Annotated in this window: 15 protein-coding genes; 7 read left to right on the forward strand and 8 right to left on the reverse strand. The window is 76.5% G+C overall.

Annotation, left to right across the window (positions count from 1 at the left end; genetic code table 11):
* Positions 1-30: 30 nt before the first annotated feature.
* Genes gltC through IPO09_11790 form a run of 3 tightly spaced genes read right to left on the reverse strand, consistent with a single transcriptional unit; the run spans position 31 to position 3,445 of the window.
* Positions 31-1,845, reverse strand: coding sequence for an adventurous gliding motility protein GltC (gltC, locus tag IPO09_11780; GenBank protein ID MBK9518014.1), 1,815 nt, complete (start codon positions 1,843-1,845; stop codon positions 31-33).
* The gene (locus IPO09_11785) at positions 1,842-2,612 is read right to left on the reverse strand and encodes an outer membrane beta-barrel domain-containing protein (protein ID MBK9518015.1); all 771 of its coding nucleotides are present in this window, start codon (positions 2,610-2,612) and stop codon (positions 1,842-1,844) included. The genes gltC and IPO09_11785 overlap by 4 nt, the downstream gene beginning before the upstream one ends.
* The gene (locus IPO09_11790) at positions 2,609-3,445 is read right to left on the reverse strand and encodes an outer membrane beta-barrel domain-containing protein (protein ID MBK9518016.1); all 837 of its coding nucleotides are present in this window, start codon (positions 3,443-3,445) and stop codon (positions 2,609-2,611) included. The genes IPO09_11785 and IPO09_11790 overlap by 4 nt, the downstream gene beginning before the upstream one ends.
* Positions 3,446-3,613: 168 nt before the next feature.
* On the opposite strand from IPO09_11790, the gene cglC reads away from it, so the two are divergent.
* Both cglC and IPO09_11800 read left to right on the forward strand, forming a co-directional pair.
* Entirely contained in the window at positions 3,614-4,039 is a 426-nt protein-coding gene (gene cglC, locus IPO09_11795; protein MBK9518017.1) for an adventurous gliding motility lipoprotein CglC, read from the forward strand.
* A 44-nt stretch (positions 4,040-4,083) separates the two neighbouring features.
* Positions 4,084-4,545, forward strand: a complete 462-nt coding sequence (locus tag IPO09_11800; GenBank protein ID MBK9518018.1) for a DUF192 domain-containing protein — start codon at positions 4,084-4,086, stop codon at positions 4,543-4,545.
* Positions 4,546-4,561: 16 nt separating this feature from the next.
* Here IPO09_11800 and IPO09_11805 read toward each other — a convergent pair whose 3' ends face one another.
* Positions 4,562-4,930 carry a TIGR02266 family protein gene (locus IPO09_11805; protein ID MBK9518019.1) on the reverse strand — a complete coding sequence of 123 codons (369 nt, stop codon included), beginning with the start codon at positions 4,928-4,930 and terminating at the stop codon, positions 4,562-4,564.
* A 68-nt stretch (positions 4,931-4,998) separates the two neighbouring features.
* Between IPO09_11805 and IPO09_11810 the strand changes: the two genes are divergently transcribed.
* A complete protein-coding gene (locus IPO09_11810) occupies positions 4,999-7,281 on the forward strand; it encodes a type VI secretion system protein (protein ID MBK9518020.1) in 2,283 nt (760 codons plus the stop codon).
* Between the two features lie 61 nt (positions 7,282-7,342).
* On the forward strand, positions 7,343-7,810 hold the full coding sequence (locus IPO09_11815) for a nuclear transport factor 2 family protein (protein MBK9518021.1): 468 nt from the start codon (positions 7,343-7,345) through the stop codon (positions 7,808-7,810).
* Between the two features lie 18 nt (positions 7,811-7,828).
* Here IPO09_11815 and IPO09_11820 read toward each other — a convergent pair whose 3' ends face one another.
* Together IPO09_11820 and IPO09_11825 are read right to left on the reverse strand one after the other, a co-directional pair.
* Entirely contained in the window at positions 7,829-8,797 is a 969-nt protein-coding gene (locus IPO09_11820) for a homoserine kinase (protein ID MBK9518022.1), read from the reverse strand.
* A 41-nt stretch (positions 8,798-8,838) separates the two neighbouring features.
* On the reverse strand, positions 8,839-9,330 hold the full coding sequence (locus IPO09_11825) for a hypothetical protein (GenBank protein ID MBK9518023.1): 492 nt from the start codon (positions 9,328-9,330) through the stop codon (positions 8,839-8,841).
* 57 nt (positions 9,331-9,387) lie between these two features.
* On the opposite strand from IPO09_11825, the gene IPO09_11830 reads away from it, so the two are divergent.
* Both IPO09_11830 and IPO09_11835 read left to right on the forward strand, forming a co-directional pair.
* A complete protein-coding gene (locus IPO09_11830; GenBank protein ID MBK9518024.1) occupies positions 9,388-10,209 on the forward strand; it encodes a tetratricopeptide repeat protein in 822 nt (273 codons plus the stop codon).
* A 228-nt stretch (positions 10,210-10,437) separates the two neighbouring features.
* Complete coding sequence (locus tag IPO09_11835; GenBank protein MBK9518025.1) at positions 10,438-12,087, forward strand: sigma 54-interacting transcriptional regulator; 1,650 nt, start codon at positions 10,438-10,440, stop codon at positions 12,085-12,087.
* A gap of 67 nt (positions 12,088-12,154) precedes the next feature.
* Here IPO09_11835 and IPO09_11840 read toward each other — a convergent pair whose 3' ends face one another.
* Both IPO09_11840 and IPO09_11845 read right to left on the reverse strand, forming a co-directional pair.
* A complete protein-coding gene (locus tag IPO09_11840; protein ID MBK9518026.1) occupies positions 12,155-13,003 on the reverse strand; it encodes a tetratricopeptide repeat protein in 849 nt (282 codons plus the stop codon).
* Positions 13,004-13,102: 99 nt separating this feature from the next.
* Positions 13,103-13,783 (reverse strand): OmpA family protein, encoded by a 681-nt coding sequence (locus tag IPO09_11845; protein MBK9518027.1) that lies wholly within the window; start codon positions 13,781-13,783, stop codon positions 13,103-13,105.
* A 90-nt stretch (positions 13,784-13,873) separates the two neighbouring features.
* On the opposite strand from IPO09_11845, the gene IPO09_11850 reads away from it, so the two are divergent.
* Entirely contained in the window at positions 13,874-15,235 is a 1,362-nt protein-coding gene (locus IPO09_11850; GenBank protein ID MBK9518028.1) for a sigma-54-dependent Fis family transcriptional regulator, read from the forward strand.
* Positions 15,236-15,442: the final 207 nt, after the last annotated feature.

Here is a 15,442-nt window from a genome sequence, read left to right on the forward strand (position 1 = left end):
GTCACGGGTGGCGGCTCCCGGTGCGGCGGCTCACGGGGCGGCGGACCGCGGCGGGCGGTCCTTGCAGCCCTTGGTGAGGGTGTAGGAGTAAGTGCCCAGCTCGTCGCGCCAGAACTCGCCCTGGTACGGCCAGTAGAGGTGCTCGTCGGAGACGGCGTGGGTCCAGCGCAGGTTCTTCACCACCTCGACCTGGCTGCCGGCCGCCAGCGAGCTCTCCAGCGCCTCGCGCTCCTGGCGCGAGACCTCGATCTCGATGCGCAGGGCCTGGGCCAGCATGGCGCGCAGCTGGTCGCGCTCGTACTCCAGCTTGCCGCGGGCCCGCAGGCCGGCCTCGTTCAGCAGCTGCGCCTTCTCCTGCGCCAGCCGGGCCTCGATGGCCTTGCCGAGCAGCGAGCCGCGGAAGGCCTCGCCGCGCCGGGTCAGCCCGCGCGCCAGCTCGCCGTCGATCTCGCGGGCCGCCTCGGCCAGCCGCCGGATGGCCCGGTCGGTGAAGGCCAGCGCCCGCACCCGCGGGCTGGCCGCCTGCTCCAGGAAGGCCTCCGGGGGGCCCGGGCGCGCCGTCAGCGCGGTGAGCTCGTCGTAGAGCGGCTCGTAGGCGGCGGTGAAGTCCTTCAGGACCGAGGTGGCCTCGGGGTAGCGGCAGTTCTCGTAGTAGATGATGGCCTTGAGGACCCAGGACTCGGGGAAGAACTCGTCCTTGAAGTAGGCCGACTGCAGGGTCAGCAGGTTGCCCAGCGCCTTCTCGTGCTCGCCGATGCGGTAGTGGGCGTAGGAGGCCTCCCACAGCCCCTCCAGCCAGCTCGGCCCGCCCCAGGGCATCTTGCCGTAGTAGAAGATGGCGTAGCGGTTCTGCCGGTTCTGGTAGTGGAGCCGGGCCAGCTGCAGGAAGGCCTGCTCGCGCACCACCGGGTCCTCGGCCCGCCCGCGCTTCGGGTTGGTGAGCCGGACCACCTCCTTGAACCGCTCGTTGGCCTCCGGCTCCTGCCCCAGCGCGTAGAGCGCCAGGCCGTCCAGGAAGACGGCGCGGGCGTAGGTGTCCTGGCCGCCCACCGAGCCGGCCGCGCCCGCCCGGGCCGACCCGTCGCCGGCCGCCTCGCGCACCAGCGCCGCCAGCCGCCGCGCCTCGCCCCAGGCGACGCGGGCCTCCTCCTTCTTGCCGGCCTCCTCGAGGGCGCGGCCGCGGTCGAACTCGTAGGTGGCCAGCAGGGCGTGGAAGCGGTCCTCCCGGCCGGGCGGGACCCCCTCGCGGGCGTGGCGCGCCACCCGGGCCAGCAGCGGCTGCTCGTTGGCGAGCCGGTCGCCCACCTCGAAGAGCCGCTCCAGGGCGTCGTGGAAGTGGCGGGTGCGCGACGGCCCGCGGGCCAGCACCTCGTCGAGCGTGGTGAGCGCCGCGTGGTCCAGCCCCAGGGCGGCCAGCGCCCGGGCCAGCTGGTAGCGGGCCTCGTCGTGTCCCTCGGCCAGCCCGGGGTCGCGCAGGATGGCGTCGTAGGCCAGCGCCGCGGCCTCGGCCTTGCCCTGGTCGAGCAGGGCGCGGGCGGCCTCCAGCCTGGGCTTCACCTCGGCGCGCGCGGCGGCGGGGGGGGCGGCCGGCTCGACCCCCCTGGTCCTGGGCGGCCGGGCCACCGGCGGCGGCGGCAGCGGCGGCTCCGGGCGGACCAGCGGGTCGGCCGGGGCCGGCCGGGGCGCGGGCTTGGCGGCGGGCTTCGGGGCGGCCTTCTTCGGCTCGTCCTTCTTCTTGCGGGGCGCCGGCTCGGGCGCCGTCAGGTCGAGGCCGAGCTGGGCCGGGGCCGGCAGCGGGGCGGCCAGGGCGAGCGCCAGCAGCAGGGCGGTCAGGGCGCGGCTCACGGGGTCCTCCCGGCGGCGCGCGGGCGGAAGGGGAAGAAGACCGAGACGCCCAGCTCGGTGAAGAGCTGGTTCTGGATGTCGCGGCGGGGCGCGCCGGCCTCCTGCACGTTGGGCACGTCCACCGCGTAGACCAGGTCCTTCACCACCAGGCGCAGCGCCACCATCTCGCCGAGGAAGAGGCGCACCGCCAGGCCGGCGTGGCCGCCCACCGTGGAGACGCGGCCCGGGGTCAGCCCCTGCCGGACGGCCTCGTCGGTGGTGAGCACGGCGTCGTGGGTGATCCAGTCGGCGCCGGCCACCAGGCCCAGGTCGAAGTGCGCCACCCGCTCCGCCAGCACGTTGAGCTTGCCGTAGATGGGGGTCCAGGCCACCTCCAGGCCGGCGGTGGTGCGCAGGCGGCCGGGCAGCTGGGCCAGCTCGGCGGCGGTGGCCGGGCGGCAGCCCAGGTTGGCGGGGCACACCGTGGTGGAGCCGGTGGGGCTGGCGCCGCCGCCGGCGAAGGAGGCGCCCACCGACCAGAACTCGGTGAGGTGCCAGGCGGCCTGCAGCCCGCCGAAGGTCTTCGAGTAGAAGGCGTCGTTGAGCGAGAGCGCGCCCAGGGCGGTCAGCTCGAGGCGGCCGGCCTTGCGGTAGAGCTGGCCGGAGATGGGCTGGATCTTCCCCTCGAAGGCGTCGGCCTTGTTGCCGGCGCGCGCCGCCGCCGGCAGCGCCAGGGCCACCACCAGGAGCGCCGCCAGGCGGGCGCGGGTGCGGGTGGGCGTGCTCACTGGGGGTAGGCGTAGTCGAAGGCGGTGGGGAAGAAGAAGCTCAGGCCCACGTTGGCCACGAAGACCGTCTGCATGGTGGCCGGCACCGAGAGGACCGGCTGGTCCGGGTAGAAGGTGGCCATCAGGCCGAGCTCGAAGGCCATCCACTCGTACGGGTAGAAGCGCACGCCACCGCCCAGCTCGGCGGCCAGGTGCGGCCCCTCGTTGCGCGGCGCCAGGCTGGTGGCGCTCCAGACCGCGCCGAAGCCGGCCGCCAGGTAGAGGTCGAAGTGGACGATGGCGTCGGCCAGGAAGGAGGCCTTGCCGTAGATCGGCGACCAGACGCCGTCGAGCATGGCCTGCCCGTAGAGCTGCGAGGTGAGCAGCTGGCTGGAGAGGCCGATCTTGCCGGCCGCCACGTTGTCGGTGCGGAAGGGCGTGTAGTAGGAGCCGCGCACCGCCAGGGCGAAGCTGTCCTGCAGGCTGTAGGCGAGCCGGAGGCCGCCGCCCACCTTCTGGAAGAAGGCGTCGTTGACGCTGAGCGCCAGGATGGGCGCCACCTCGAAGCGGCCGCGCTTGAGGAAGCCCTTGCGCTGCACCGCCTTGACCCGGTCGCCGAGCGCCACGTCGCGCTCGCCGAAGATGGCGCCGGCCTTCTGCCCCGCGGCGCCGGACCCGGACGCGCCCACCGCCTCGGGCTCCAGCGAGAGCGGCGCCACCTCGGTGGGCGGCGCCGCCTTCTCGCCGGCCGGCGCGGCCGGCCTCGACAGGTCCAGGCCGGGCAGGTCCTGCGCGCCCGCCAGCGGCGCCAGGAGCGCCACGATCAACGCTGGGATGATCTGCCGGAGTCGCATGGGTGTCGTTGGAGTCCGGGGCATCGTAGCCCTTGACCGTGGGAGGGGCAACGTACCGCGAGGTGCCGCGAGGTGTGGCCTGGGCACACAGGCAGGGAGCGCCCCATCGGGCCGCCGTCGCCTTGCCGCTCGCTCCACCCGCGTGCTAACGATCCTCGCGGTCCCTCCATGCGCCCCGCCCGTCTCGCCCAGGCTGCTGCGCTCGCCGCCCTGCTGCTGCTCGCGGGCTGCCAGTCTCCCGACGTGGGCCAGCCGTGCAAGCTGCCCTCCAAGCCCGGCGCGCCGTCCCCGGGGCCCACGCCCGACACCGCGGCCGGCGACTACCTCGAGTTCGGCAACACCTTCTGCGACAACCTGGTGTGCATCGTCTCGCCGGCGGTCCCGGGCGGCCGCTACAACGGGTGCTCCGGCGACCAGTGCGGCTACTGCTCCAAGCCCTGCGTCTCCGACCAGGACTGCTCCCGCTCCGAGACCGGCCTGGCCTGCCGCCAGATGGTGCTCGACCCGGCCTTCATCGCCTCGCTCGACGAGGCCACCCGGCTGAAGTACCTGGCCGACATCCAGTTCTCCAGCTACTGCGCCGTGCCGCGGTGAGCGCCGGCGCCCCGGCCCGGGCGCGCGACGCCGCGACGAGGTCGATGGCCCTGGCGCTGGGCCTGGCCGGGCTGCTGCTGGCCGCCTGCGCCGCCCAGCCCCCGCCCGAGCCGCCCGCCCCGCCCCGCCCCCGGGTGGTGCTCGAGACCGCCGCCGGCGCCCGCCACGTGGTGGTGGTGGAGCTGGCCCGCACCCCGGCCGAGCAGGAGCGCGGCCTGATGCACCGCCGCGAGCTGGCCGAGGACGCCGGCATGCTCTTCCTCTTCCCCGAGAGCCGGGTGCACGCCTTCTGGATGAAGAACACCCTCATCCCGCTCGACCTGATCTTCATCGACGAGGCCGGCGTGGTGGTGGGCATCGTGCGCCGGGCCGAGCCGCTGACCCTCTCGCCGCGCAGCCCGGGCGTGCCGAGCCGCTACGTGCTGGAGGTGGCCGGCGGCTGGGCGGAGCGCCACGGCGTGGAGCCGGGGGCGCGGGTGCGGCTGGAGGACGTGCCGCGCTACTGAGCGGCCGGCGCCCGCCCTACCGGTCCTGCCGCAGCAGGTGGTGGGTGACGTGGGGGCCGAGGCTGCGCTCCATCAGCTCCTCGACCACCCGCTCGAACTCGATGCGGGCCAGCTCGTCGGCCCAGACGAAGCGGATGCCCATGCCGGCGTCGTCGCCGGGCTGCGACCGCACCACCTCGCCGCTCAGCTCGAAGGGGTGATCGCGCCCGGGCACCTCGAGCCGGAAGACGAAGCGCGTGCCCACCGGCAAGGCCTTGCGGGTCTTGATGAAGGTGCCGCCCTTGGAGATGTTGCGCGTGTAGTCGGCGAAGAAGCTGTTGAGCTTCTTGTATTCGACCTTGAGCTCGATGGGCGCTCGAGGGTGCGCGCGGTGGTCCGGCGTCATGGGGTGGCGCATGGTAACGCGCCCGGTGACCTGGCGATAGGATGCCCCTTCACCACCCCCACCCACCCGTGCCCCTGCCCGCCCTCACCCTCGCCGCCGCCCTGCTCCGCCGCCGCGCCGCGCTGGCCGCCGCCGGCGCCCTGGCGCTGCTGGGCGCCCTCTCGGGCCTGATCCCGCTGCTCGACGTGCCGGGCTTCGAGCTCGGGCTGGTGGGCGCCTGGCTGGGGGTGCTGCTGGCCGGGCCGCTCGGGCTGGCGGCGGCCCGGGCCGAGCGGGCCCGGGTGGGCGGCTCGCCCGGGGTGGCGGCGCTGGCGGCGGCCCTGGCGGCGTCGCTGCTGCTGCTGGTGCTGCTGGCCTCCTCGGCGGCGCGCGCCGCGCTGGGGCCCTGCCGCGCCCTCTTCGGCGCCGCCTTCTTCCCGGTGCTGGCCCTTCCCTCGGCCTGGCTGGCCGCGGCGCTGGCGGCCGCCGCCGGGTGGGCCACCCGCGGGCGGGCCCTGCCCACCGGGCTGGCGCTCGGCGCGGCGGTGGTCGCCTCGCTGGCCGCCACCCTGCGCGACGCCTGGCGCGGCCCGGCCGCCTTCGCCCTCGACCACCTGCTGGGCGCCTGGCCCGGGCCGCTCTACGACGAGGCGCTGCGGCTCGACGCGCGGCTGCTGCTCTTCCGGCTGGGGACCACCGGGCTGGCGCTGCTGGTGGGCGCCGGGGCCGCCTGGCTGGCCGGGCGGCGCGGCGGGCGGCGGGTGGCGCTGGCCGCGGCGCTGGCGGCCGCGGGCGGGGCCGGCGCGGCGGCGGCCCGGGTGGCGCTGGCGGCGCAGGGGCTCGACGGCCACCGGGGGCGCATGGCCGCGGCGCTGGGCGGCCTGCGCCAGGGGCCCTCCTGCACCGTGCACCTCCCGGCCGAGAAGCCGGCCGAGGCGGCCGACGCCCTGCTGGCCGACTGCGAGTTCCACGTGCACGACCTGGCGGCGGCGCTGGGGCTCCCGGCGGCGCCCCGGGTCACCGTCTTCGTGCACCGCAGCGACGAGGAGAAGCGGCGCCACGTGGGCGCCTCGGGCACCAGCTTCGCCAAGCCCTGGCTGGGCGAGCTGCACGTCACCGACGCGGCGCTGCCCCACCCCATCCTGCGCCACGAGCTGGTCCACCTGGTGGCCGCGGCGCTCGAGCCGGGCTGGCTGGGGGTGCCGGCGCGCCACGGCCTGCTGGTGTCGATGGGGCTGGTGGAGGGGCTGGCGGTCTCGCTGGAGCTGCCGCGCGGCGGCTGGACCGGCCACCAGTGGGCCCGGGCGGCGCGCGACCTGGGCTTCCTGCCCGACGTGGCGGCGGCGCTCGGGCCGGCCGGGTTCTGGCGGGCCGCCCCGGCGCGGGCCTACGGCGCGGCCGGCAGCTTCCTCGCCTTCCTGCGGGAGCGCCACGGCGCGGCGCCGGTGGCGGCCCTCTACCGCAGCGGCGACTTCCAGGCGGCCTACGGGCGCCCGGCGGCGGCGCTGCTGGCGGAGTGGCAGGCCTTCCTGGACGGCGTGGAGGTGCCGCCCGGCCTGCTCCGCGCGGCGCGGGCCCGCTACGCCAGGCCGGCCCTCTTCGCGGTGCCCTGCGCGCGCGAGGTGGCGGCCCTGGAGGAGGGCGCCTGGGCGCTGGCCGGCCGGGGCCGGCGCGACGAGGCCTGCCAGGCGCTGCGACGGGTGGCGGCGGTGACCGGGCGGGCCGGCCCGCTGCGGGCGGTGGGCGACCTGCTGGCCGCCGCGGGCGACCTCGACGGCGCCGCCGCGGCCTACGAGGAGGCGGCCCGCGCCGCCCCGGAGGTGGACGCCCACTTCAGGGCGCAGCTGGTGGCGGCCGAGGCGGACCTGTTCTGGCGGCGCGGCGAGTTCGGCGCCGCCGCGGCCGGCTGGTCGCGGGCGCTGGCGGTCGAGCCGGACCGGCCGGAGGCGCGGCTGCTGCAGGCCAAGCTGGCGGCGGTGGCGGATCGCGAGCTGGCGGTGGAGGCGCGCCCCTACCTGCTGGGGCTGGAGGCGCAGGCCGCCGCGCTGGACCGGCTGAGGCGGCTCGACCGGCCGCTGACGGCCTACCTGCTGTCCCGCCAGGCGCTGGGGCGCGGCGAGGCCGGCGCGGCGGTGCCGCTGCTGGAGCGGGCCGCGGCCGGCGGGCTGCCGCCGCTGCTCGCCGGCGAGGCCCGCCTCCTGCTCGGCGAGGCCCGCTGCCAGGCCGGGGCGGCCGCGGGCGGCGGCGGGCCCGCGGCGCTGCGGGCGGGCGCGGCGGAGCTGGCGGCGGTGGAGGCCGGGGCCGCGGCCGAGGCGGACCGGGTGCGCGCGGCGGCGGGGCTGCGCCGCTGCCGCTTCCTCGCCGGGGGGTGAGCCCCTCGGGGCGGCGGCGCCCGTTGACCACACCCTCCCCGCGCGCCTACGGTCGGCCACCATGACCATGCGCACCGTCGCCCTCCTGGCCACCCTGGCCGCCGCGGCCTGCTCCCCCCGGCTCATCCCCGGCACCCCCATCCCCTCCACCGCCGACAACCGCGCCGTCTACGGGGTGCTGCGCGCCTACGCCGAGGGGCTGCAGGCCAAGGACGCGGCGGCGGTCCTGGCGGTGGTGGCGCCCGACTACTTCGACAGCGCCGGCACGCCCCAGCCGGAGGACGACCTGGACCGCGCCGCGCTGGAGCGCGCCCTCCCGGCCGACCTCGCCAAGGTGGACTCGCTGCGCATCCAGATCGCCGTGAAGAAGATCGAGGTGGAGGGCGACCGGGCCCGGGCCGAGCTGGTCTACGAGGGCTTCTACCGGGTGGTGACTGCGGAGGGCACGGTGCCCAAGCGCGAGTCCAACCTGAACCAGATGCTGCTGCGCCGCATCGGCAAGGACTGGAAGATCACCTCCGGCCTGTAGGCCGGGGGCGCCGCGGCCTCAGCGCGCCAGGCCGAGCAGGTCCAGGTAGCCCGCCGGCCCCATGGCCTGGAGGGCCAGCAGCCGGTCGCGGTAGCGGCGCCAGTCCTTCCAGACCGCCTGGCCGTCGGCCGGGCGGCCACCGCGGAAGGTGTGGAGCCGCCCCACCGCGTAGCGCAGCGCCTGGAAGCGGGCGTAGGGGTGCAGCGCGGCCACCGTCTCGGGCTCGAGCTTGCGGCGCGAGCGGTAGCCCTCCACCAGCGCCACCGCCCGCAGGTGGTCGTGCCGGTCGCCGTAGCACCAGGCGTCCACCGCCACCGCCAGGTCCCAGGCGAAGGCCTCGGTGCAGGCCATCTCCCAGTCGAGCAGGTAGCCCACCCGGTCGCCCAGCCAGAGCACGTTGTCGACGAAGAGGTCGCCGTGCACCAGCCCCCGCGGCGCGCCCGGCAGCGCGGTGGCGGCCAGCTCCCGGCGCAGCAGCGGCAGCGCGGCCCGCACCTCGGGGTCGGCCCCGCCCTCGCCCAGCGCCTCGAGCCAGCCGGCCACGCGGGCCGGGCCGTAGGGGTTCGCCCGCTCCACCGTCAGGCCGGCCGACAGCTCGTGCAGCCGCCCCAGCTGCTCGCCGATGCGCCGGCAGCGCTCGGGCCCGATGGCGGCGCGCTCCACCTCCTCGCCGGGCGCGTAGGCGAAGAGGAGCGCCGGCTTGCCGGCCACGGCGGTCGACCAGCGCCCGTCGGCGGCGGGGCGCAGCTGCGGCACCGGGAAGCGGGCCTCGAAGAGGAAGCGCAGCACCTCGGCCTCGAAGGCCACCCCCTCCGGCGTGGCCTCCTCGGCCAGCCTGAGGAACCAGCGCTCCCCGCCGGCCCACAGGTGCAGGCTGGTGTTGACCCGGCCGCGCGGCTCGGCGGCCACCCGCTCCGGCGGCGGCAGCCCGAAGGCGGCGCAGGCGGCGGCGAGGTCGGCTGGCGAGAGCGTGGTGTAGGAGGCCATGCCGGGGAGCGTGCCCCCCAAACCCGCGGCGCGTCAACGCGTCAGGGCGCCGGCGCGCCCAGCAGCTCGGCCAGCGGGCGCTCCGCCCAGCTGGCCTCCACCACCCGCCAGCCCTCGGCCTCCCTGGCCAGGCGGCAGTCGAAGCGCCAGGCGCCGCCCGCGGCCGGCAGCAGGGCGGCGGCGGACGACCCGGCCCCGCCGCGCGACAGGAGCACGTCCACCTCGGCGCTGGCCTGGTCGCCCGCCACCTCCACCCGCACGTCCGCCACCGTGACCGCCACCCAGGCGCCACGCAGCGCCAGCGCCGCCACCGCCCGCTTGGCGTCCCGGCGGTCGAGCCCCTGGCCGCGGAAGGACTCCGACAGGCCGGCCACCGCGTCGGAGGCCCGACGGTCCCCGGCGGCGCGGGCCGCCTCCAGGAAGAGGGTGCGGATCTGCTGCGCGTCGTCCAGCGGCGGCGGTCGGGTGGCCAGCCACCACCCGGTGGCGGCGGCCAGCACGACGGCCAGGAGCAGGAGCAGGCGGCGGGGCATGGGGAGGGTCGGGAGCGGGGTCGGGGCCTTCGGCGAAGGTCGAGTAGACTCCCGGCCGTGAGCCAGGACAAGGACCGGACCGGCCAGGCCGACCAGCACAACGCCCGTGGCATCGAGCTGGCCGACCGCGGCTGGCTGGACGAGGCGGTGAAGGAGTTCGGCAAGGCCATCCTGCTCGACCCGGCCTCGGCCCACCCGCACGACAACCTGGGGGCGGTGTACGCCGAGCAGAAGCGCTACCGGGAGGCGCTGGCGGAGTACCTGGAGGCGGTGCGGCTCGAGCCGGACAGCGCCGCCGCCCACCACGAGCTGGGCTGCTTCCTGGCCGGGCACGGCCCGGACCTGGCGGTGGCGGAGCTGAAGGAGGCCCTGGCGCAGGAGCCGGGGTTCCAGGACGCCCAGCTCAACCTGGGGATGGCGCTGGCCGACCTGGGGCGGACCGAGGAGGCGCGCCAGGCGCTGGAGGCGGCGGTGGGGCTCGATCCGACGGATCCCATGGCCCGCCACGAGCTGGCCGGGCTGCTGCTCGACGAGGGCGACGTGCGCGGCGCCATCGTGCAGCTCAAGGAGGTGACGCACCTCGAGCCGGGCAACTTCGAGGCCCACCTCGACCTGGGCGTCGCCTACGCGCAGAAGGGGTTCTTCGCCGAGGCGGAGCGGTGCTACGCGCGGGCCGTCGAGCTCTCGCCCGACGACCTGGTGCTCAACTACGACCGGGCCGCGCTCTACGCGCTCTGGGGGCGGCCGGTCGAGGCGCTGGAGGCGCTGCGACGGGCCATGTCGGTGGACCCGGCGAAGGTGCGCGGCTGGCTGGCCGTGGACGACATGTTCGCCTCCCTGGCGGGCAACGCGGAGTTCGAGGCGCTGGCGAAGGGCTGAACCGCGGGCGCCCGTCCGCGCGGCGGACCAGGGTCCGCGCCGCGGACCCTCGCGGACCCGCGCCGGACGGCCGCGCGGCGGCCAGTCCGCAGTCCGGACGGTCACTTGGCGGAGGTCCGGGCCACGGCCCCGGCCGTGCAACGGCTGGTCCGCATGACGACCACCCCCGGACCGAGCGTCACTTTCTCCTTCACCTCCCACCCCGAATTCGGTAGCGACGGAGGGGCCATGCCCGAGCTCGCCTTCTTCCGCCACGGTGAGGAGCTGCTGCGCGTCCCCCTGGGAGACCGGACCGCCATCGGCCGGGCCCCGGAGTGCGAGGTCTCGCTGCCGGACCCCGGCCTCTCCCGCGTTCAGGCGGTGGTGGAGCGGCGCGGCGAGGGCTACCACCTGGTCGACCGCTCGGGCCGCGGCACCAGGGTGGGAGGCGCGGACGTGGCCGAGGCCCTGCTGGCCGACGGCGCCGAGATAACGCTGGGGGCCTGGCGCGCCCTCTTCCGGGTGGCCGGCCCGGCCGGCGCCGAGGCCACCCACGCCGGGCTCACCCAGGTGCGGGCCGGCGACGCCGCCGAGCTGGCGCCGCCGCCGGCCCGCCTGCGCATCCGCGAGCGCGGGCGGGAGCGGTCGGTGGCCGTGCCACCGGCCGGCCTGGGCGTGGGCAAGGGGGCCGGCAACGAGGTGTCGCTGGAGGACCCGTTCGTCTCCACCCGCCACCTCCGCCTCGAGCCGCGCGCCGGGCGCTGGCACCTCGCCGACCTCGGCTCCACCAACGGGACGCTGCTGGGCGGCGTGCGCGTGGAGCGCGCCGAGCTCCCCTTCGGCGTGCCGGTCCAGCTGGGCGACACCGAGCTGGTGCTGGAGCCGCCGGGCCCCGCGCACGGCCAGCGGCCGGTGGTCTTCGAGGGCATGCTCAGCAGCGACCCGGGGATGCGCCAGGTCTTCGAGCTGGTGGAGCGGGTGGCCCCCTCCACCGCGGCGGTGGCCATCCTGGGCGAGACCGGCACCGGCAAGGAGCTGGTGGCGCGCGCCCTGCACCTGCGCTCGCCGCGCTGCGCCGGCCCCTTCATCCCGGTCAACTGCTCGGCCATCGCCGAGACCCTCATCGAGTCCGAGCTCTTCGGCCACGAGCGCGGCGCCTTCTCGGGCGCCGAGCGGCTGCGCAAGGGGGCCTTCGAGGAGGCCGGCGGCGGCACCATCTTCCTGGACGAGATCGGCGAGCTCCCCTTCGACCTGCAGGCCAAGCTGCTGCGCACGCTGGAGCAGGGCGAGGTGAAGCGGGTGGGCGCCTCGCGCCCCATCACGGTGGACGTGCGCATCGTGGCCGCCACCCACCGCGACCTGCGCGCCCAGGTGCGGGCCGGCCGGTTCCGCGAGGACCTCTTCTACCGGCTCTGCGTGGTGCCGGTGACCATCCCGCCGCTGCGCCAGCGCCGGGGCGACGTGACCGCCCTGGCCGAGGCCTTCCTCTCGGCCGCGGCCCCGCGCGGCTCGGGCCTGGCCTGGTCCCAGGAGGCGCTGGCCCGGCTGGAGGGGTACGACTGGCCTGGCAACGTGCGGCAGCTGCGCAACGTGGTGCAGCGGGCGCTGCTCTTCCGCGGCGAGGGGCTCACCGTGCCGGCCGCGGCGGTGGTGTTCGAGGACACCCGCACCTCGGCGGGCGACACCGGCGACGACGACACCCTCTTCGTGCGCGGCCTGACCATGGAGGAGATCGAGCGGGAGGCCATCCGGCTCTCGCTGCGCCGCCACGCCGGGAGCCGCGCCGCGGCGGTGAAGGAGCTGCAGCTGGCCAAGAGCACCGTCATGAAGCGCATCGCCCAGTGGGGGCTGCAGCTGGAGGGGCGCGCCGGCGGGGCGCCGCCCGACGACGAGGCCTGAGGGGCCGCCACGGGCTCCCCTGGACGCCCCCGGGCGGGCGCGCCCGGCCCGGGGCCGGCCTCACCCCTCACTTCTTCTTGGGCGCGGGCTTCCTGGCGGGGGGCGGCTTGGCGGCCTTGGCCGGCGGGAAGAGCTCGGCCAGGCGCGCCCTGGCCTTGGCGGCCGCCTCGGCCTTGGGGTAGTCGGCCACCACCTGCTCCAGCAGGGCGCGGGCGTCGTCGCGCCGCTCCAGCTGCACCAGCCCCTCGGCGGCCAGCAGCAGCGCCGGCCCGGCCCGATCCGAGCGCGGGTGATCCTCGGCCACCCGCCCCAGCACCACCACCGCCTCGCGCCAGCGCGCCTGGCCGGCCAGCAGCTCGCCGGCCCGGAAGCCGGCCTCGTCGGCGCGGTCGTCGCGCGGCCACCGCTTCACGTAGTGGAGGAAGACCTCGCGGGCCACGCCCGCCTCCCCCGCCTTGGCCTCGCGCTCGCCCAGCGCCAGCACCGCGGCCCGGTCGTCGGCGCGGGGCAGCTCGGCCAGCTTCTGGCGGGCCATGGCCTCGTCGAGGGCGCCGGTGCCGCGCAGCGCCGCCAGCCGCGTCTCGACCTCCTTGTCGGAGGCCTTGGACTGCTGATCGAGCTGGGCCAGCAGGTGCTGCTGGGTCTCCAGCTCGCCCTTCAGCCTGGTCAGCTCGTCCTGCAGGCGGTCCACCGCCACGCCCAGGTCGGCCCCCTTGGCGCGCGCCGAGGTGTTGAGCTCGTCGAGCTTGGCCTGGACCTCCTTGAGCTTGCGGTCCACCTGGCCGATCTTCTCCCGGACCGTCTCGTCGAGCCGCTGCGCCTGCTCCTTGGTCTCGACCTCCAGGCGGGCGATGCGGGCGTCCATGACCCGCCCCGCCTCCATCGGCACGAAGCAGCCCGCGGCCGCCAGCAGCAGGGCCGGGGCGAGGCGGCGCGCGGTGGGCGCGGCGCCGCGCCCCGCCTTGGCGGGCGGCGCGGCCGGTGGCGCGGCGGCGAGGCGGCGGGCGTCCATGGCTCAGCGCCCCAGCTGGACCTCGGCGCGGCGGTTGCGGGCCCAGCACGCCTCGCTGGCCTCGCGGCACACCGGCTTCTCCTCGCCGTAGGTGTTGGTGTCCACCGGGGTGGTCACGCCCAGGTCGCCCAGGTACCGCTTGACCGCCTCGGCGCGCTTCTTCCCCAGCGCCAGGTTGTAGACGGTGGTGCCGCGGTCGTCGCAGTGGCCCTCGACCGACACGCGGGACACGCCGCCCTTGAGGCAGGCGGCCAGCCGCTTCAGGGTCTCGGGCGCGCCGCCGCTCAGCTCGGCCTGGTCGAAGCCGAAGCCCACCGTGAAGGCGGCGGCGTCGGCGCAGGCCGGGTCGATCGCCGCGGTGACGCAGCGCCCGGCCTGGCAGTCGCGCCCGGCGCCGCAGTCGGCCGCGCCGGTGCACTCGGAGGCGGGGGTCTTGGTGGGGAGCGCCGCCTCGGAGGAGGTGGCGGCCTTCGGCTCGCAGCGGTTGGCGCGGCAGGCGAACCCGTCCTTGCAGTCGGCGTCGGCGGCGCACTCGGAGCACTGCCCCGAGACGCAGACCTTGCCGAACCCGGCCTGGGAGGCGCAGTCAGCCGACGACTTGCACTCGCCGTTCTTGGGGGGCGACGGGCAGGCGGTGAGCAGGGTGACGGTCGCGGTGAGCGCGAGGAGCAGGACGCGGCGCATGGGAACTCCGTTCGTGAGGGATGGCCTGTATCTGGCCTCCGCGACAACGGCTGTCAAAGGTTTTCATTCCAGAGGTACCATCCGGCCCCTATGCCCGCCCAGGTCCTCGTCGTCGACGACGAGAGCAACATCCGCCTCACCCTCGCCCGCGCCCTCTCCCTGGAGGGACACGCGGTGGAGTCCGCCTCCGGAGGCCGGGAAGCACTGGAGAAGATCGCCGCCCTGCCGGTGGACCTGGTGCTGATGGACGTGAAGATGCCCGACCTGGACGGACTGAGCGTCCTGCGACAGGCGAGGGAGACCCGTCCGGACCTCCCGGTCATCATCATGAGCGGCCATGGCACCTTCGACACCGTCCGCCAGGCCTTCAAGCTGGGCGCGCAGGACTACCTGGAGAAGCCGGTCGAGAAGGACAAGCTGGTGCTGGCGGTCCGCAACGCGCTGACCCGCCGCACGCTGGAGCGGGAGAACGAGGAGCTGCGCCGCGAGGTGGGCGGGGGTGGCGAGATGGTGGGCTCCGGCGCGGCCATGAGGCGGCTGCAGGAGCTGGTGCGGCGGGCCGCCCCGAGCGAGGGGCGGGTGCTGGTCACCGGGGAGAACGGCACCGGCAAGGAGCTGGTGGCCCGGGCCATCCACCTGGGGTCCCGCCACGCGGGGGGGCCGTTCGTGAAGCTCAACTGCGCGGCGGTGCCGGCCGAGCTCATCGAGTCGGAGCTCTTCGGCCACGAGCGCGGCGCCTTCACCGGCGCGGTGGCGGCCCGCAAGGGCAAGTTCGAGCTGGCCGACGGCGGCACCCTGTTCCTCGACGAGGTGGGCGACATGCCGGCCGCCATGCAGGCCAAGGTGCTGCGCGTGCTGCAGGAGGGAGAGTTCGAGCGGGTGGGCGGCAGCGTCACCCAGCGGGTGAGCGTGCGGGTGCTGGCCGCCACCAACAAGGACCTGCCGGCCGAGGTGGCGGCCGGCCGCTTCCGCGAGGACCTCTACTACCGGCTCAACGTGGTGCCGCTGCACGTGCCGCCGCTGCGCGAGCGCCGGGAGGACGTGGCCGAGCTGGCGGCCCGCTTCCTGGCCGAGGCCTGCCAGCGCAACGGACGGCGCCCCATGACCTTCTCCCGCGAGGCCATCCTGGCGCTGCAGCAGCACGACTACCCCGGCAACGTGCGGGAGCTGCGCAACGTGGTGGAGCGCATCGCCATCCTGGCCGACGGGCCGGCGCTGGGCCCGGACGAGGTGGGCCAGGCCCTGCCGGGCGCCCGCCGCCCCCGCGTCGAGCGCTGGCGGGCTGGGGCCGGCTTCCACGCCCTGGTGGAGGAGGCCGAGCGGGAGATCATCCTGGGCGCGCTGGCGGGCCACGCCGAGAACGTCTCCGAGACCGCCCGCGCCCTGGGGCTGGAGCGCAGCCACCTCTACAAGAAGATGAAGGCGCTCGGGCTGAAGCGCGGGGAGGAGTAGGAGGCCTGGGTCGAGGTCGGCGGGGTCGAGGTCGAGGTCGGGGGCGAGGTCGGGGTCGCGGTCGCGGTCGGGGTCGCGGTCGGGTGGTCTGCTCACCCTCTCCCCCAGCTTGCTGGGGGAGAGGGCCGGGGTGAGGGGGCCGCCTCGGGTCCGGGCGCCCACTCGTCGCTGCTGCTCTCACTGGCACGCTCGCGCCGGGCTGCGCCC

It is taken from the genome of Anaeromyxobacter sp. (assembly GCA_016718565.1).
Classification (GTDB): domain Bacteria; phylum Myxococcota; class Myxococcia; order Myxococcales; family Anaeromyxobacteraceae; genus JADKCZ01.

Coding starts and splice junctions, on each gene's coding strand:
- IPO09_11790 (MBK9518016.1), bottom strand. CDS start 3,445: ATGCGACTCCGGCAGATCATCCCAGCGTTGATCGTGGCGCTCCTGGCG.
- cglC (MBK9518017.1), top strand. CDS start 3,614: ATGCGCCCCGCCCGTCTCGCCCAGGCTGCTGCGCTCGCCGCCCTGCTG.
- IPO09_11800 (MBK9518018.1), top strand. CDS start 4,084: ATGGCCCTGGCGCTGGGCCTGGCCGGGCTGCTGCTGGCCGCCTGCGCC.
- IPO09_11805 (MBK9518019.1), bottom strand. CDS start 4,930: ATGACGCCGGACCACCGCGCGCACCCTCGAGCGCCCATCGAGCTCAAG.
- IPO09_11815 (MBK9518021.1), top strand. CDS start 7,343: ATGACCATGCGCACCGTCGCCCTCCTGGCCACCCTGGCCGCCGCGGCC.
- IPO09_11820 (MBK9518022.1), bottom strand. CDS start 8,797: ATGGCCTCCTACACCACGCTCTCGCCAGCCGACCTCGCCGCCGCCTGC.
- IPO09_11825 (MBK9518023.1), bottom strand. CDS start 9,330: ATGCCCCGCCGCCTGCTCCTGCTCCTGGCCGTCGTGCTGGCCGCCGCC.
- IPO09_11835 (MBK9518025.1), top strand. CDS start 10,438: ATGCCCGAGCTCGCCTTCTTCCGCCACGGTGAGGAGCTGCTGCGCGTC.
- IPO09_11845 (MBK9518027.1), bottom strand. CDS start 13,783: ATGCGCCGCGTCCTGCTCCTCGCGCTCACCGCGACCGTCACCCTGCTC.
- IPO09_11850 (MBK9518028.1), top strand. CDS start 13,874: ATGCCCGCCCAGGTCCTCGTCGTCGACGACGAGAGCAACATCCGCCTC.